This window comes from Brevibacterium sp. S111, assembly GCF_004745075.1.
In the GTDB taxonomy this organism is placed as follows: Bacteria; Actinomycetota; Actinomycetes; order Actinomycetales; family Brevibacteriaceae; genus Brevibacterium.
On record NZ_RHFH01000043.1, the window covers coordinates 1 to 2,612 of the forward strand.

Sequence of the window (2,612 nt, forward strand, 5' to 3'; positions counted from 1 at the left end):
TGGCGCGTAGCGCTACTTGGTCCCGATAGTCCACGTACCTGGTATCAGTTTTCTGGATAGGTGGTACTGCCGTGATTTCGGTGGTCTTCTGAGCGGTGGGGCGGCACGTCCGTGTCGCCCGTCACTGAGTCGGAAAGGCCCTTGGTATGGTCAACTATCGGGCGATCATGGAGCTGGTGCTCGCAGATCGCAGTTACAGCGAGGTCGTCGAGACCGTCGGATGCTCGCGACGCGACGTCTCTCGTGTGAAGCAAGCCCTCACCCGGCACGGAGTGACCTCGGCTGCGGCGGTCGGTGATGCCGAGCTCGCGGCGTGGTTCCCGGACGGACGCCGGCGGGTCTCGGTGGAGTACGCGCAGCCTGACCTGGCGCGCGTGCTGACGTCGATGAAGCAGAACCGGCACTTCACGCTGCTGCAGGCATGGCGCCGCTACGCCGACACCCAGAGCGGCGGGCAGAAGAAGTACGGGTATTCGCAGTTCTGCGCCCTGTTCGCCGACTACGTCAGATCGCATGACCTGGTCGCCGTGCTCCACCACGAGCCGGGACGGGCGATGCTCGTCGATTGGGCCGGTGACACGCTCGATCTCGTCGACGCGGTCACCGGGCAGGTCACCAAGGCGTACCTGTGGGTCGGGGTGCTTCCCTACTCGGGGGTGTTGTTCTGCCGCGCCTACGCGAACATGAAGTCGCCGGCGTGGCTGGACGCGCACGTGCGCGCGTTCTCGTTCTACAGGGGCGTGGTCCAGCTGGTGGTCCCGGACAACCCGACGACGTCGACGCATCCGCGGCGCAAGGGTGACCGGGAGCGGATTGTCAACGCCCGCTATCAGCAGCTCGCCGACCATTACGGGACCGCGATCGTCCCGGCCCGGGCGGGCAAGCCCCGCGATAAGGCCGCGGCCGAGAACGCCGTCAACGTGGTCAACAAGCGTGTCATCGGCTACCTCGAAGACGAGGTCTGGACGAGCCTGTCCGAGCTCAACGACGCGATCGAGCAGCGCGTCGACGAGATCAACCACGACCTGCGTCGGGCCGACGACACGACCCGGTGGCAGCGATTCGAGGCCGAGGAGCTGTCTTTGCTCGGTCCGCTGCCCGATGCGCGGTTCGAAGAGGTCGAGTGGAAAGAGCTCAAGGCAGGGCGGAACTACCACGTCACCGCCGATTCCCAGCGCTACTCCGTGCCCTATCAGCTAGCCGGGCGACTGTTGCGGGTCCGGCTGACGTCGTCGCGGGTGACGGTGTTCGACGGCACCGCGATCGTGTGTGAGCACCCCAGACTGTGGGGCCGCAAGGGCCGGTACTCGACGCTTCCCGAGCATGTGCCCAAGCAGCATCAGGGCATCGACGGCCTGTGGTCGAGGCGCTGGTTTACCGATCGTGCCCGCAGCGCCGGCCCGGCGACCGTGACGGTGATCGAGCAGGTCCTCGACCGGCAGACGATCGAGGCGCAGGGATATCTCGACTGCCAGAACATCCTGAGCGGACTCGGAAAGCAGAACCGGCAGCGGCTCGAGGCCGCCTGCCAGGAACTCGTCAACCGGGGCGGGTACGCCACCTACACGACGCTGAAGCGCATCATGGCTGCGATCGACAGCGACCAGAAGAAACCCAGGGCGCCGATCCCGGCCGCGTCCACACGCAAACGCGCAGCCAGCGCACCGAATGGACCCGATGTGTACGTGCGCGACGCGTCTCACTACGAGACCGGAGGGGAGGAGGCCCGGTGACGTTCACGAGCATCGATTACGACAAGTTCCGCCAGCTGCGGGTCACGCATATCGCGACCCGGTTCGAAGAACTCATCGACGACGAAGCCAACGACACGCTCACCCCGGAGCAGATCTTTCTCACCGCTACCGACGACGCACTCGAGCAGCGCCGGATCCACAAGGTCGACAAGCTCATCCGTGCCGCCGGCTTCCCCCTCCCGCAGGCATCGATCGCGGAGATCGACTACCGCGAGGATCGTGGCATCACCCCGGTGCGGATGCGTCGCTACGCCGCACACGACTGGCGAGCAGATCCCACCAACCTGCTGATCACCTCACCGACCGGCGGTGGGAAGACCTATCTGGCGTGCGCGCTCGGCATCGCGGCGTGTCACAACGGCCACTCCGTCGTCTACGCCCGGATGGACGACCTGGCCAGGAGGTTGGTGATCGCCCGCGGGGACGGTATCGCCCACCAGAAGCTGCTCAACGACCTCTCGCACACGGATCTACTCGTGATCGACGATTTCCTCACCGTCGGGATCGACAGCGACGCTGCCAGCGATCTGTTCGCAGTGCTGGCGAACCGGGAACACCGGCTGCCAACGATGATCGCCTCGCAGACGGGGCCAGCGCACTGGGTGGCCGAACTGCCGGACCGAGTCGCTGCGGACTCGATCGTGAACCGGCTGTCGAACCAGGCCCGAAAGATCAGCCTCGGCCAGATCGACATGCGCAGGCTCCGCCACGAGCAAGCCCGCGCCGACGACGGCTACTGGGAGTAGCCGCCAGGACGACAGGTGCCGGCCCCGAGCACACGCTCGGGGCCAGTACCACTCCCACCGAGCACCAGTACCAGGTACGTGGACTATCCGTACCAACCGACGCTACGCGCCA

The 2,612-nt window shown here is 66.1% G+C and carries 2 protein-coding genes; both read left to right on the forward strand.

The features are described from left to right. Nucleotides 1-146 precede the first annotated feature (146 nt). Nucleotides 147-1,733 (forward strand): IS21 family transposase, encoded by a 1,587-nt coding sequence (gene istA, locus EB836_RS17910; protein ID WP_101602027.1) that lies wholly within the window; start codon nt 147-149, stop codon nt 1,731-1,733. Then, the gene (locus EB836_RS17915; RefSeq protein ID WP_101602029.1) at nt 1,730-2,500 is read left to right on the forward strand and encodes an ATP-binding protein; all 771 of its coding nucleotides are present in this window, start codon (nt 1,730-1,732) and stop codon (nt 2,498-2,500) included. Before istA ends, EB836_RS17915 begins: the two co-directional genes overlap by 4 nt. The last annotated feature ends 112 nt before the right edge of the window (nt 2,501-2,612 follow it).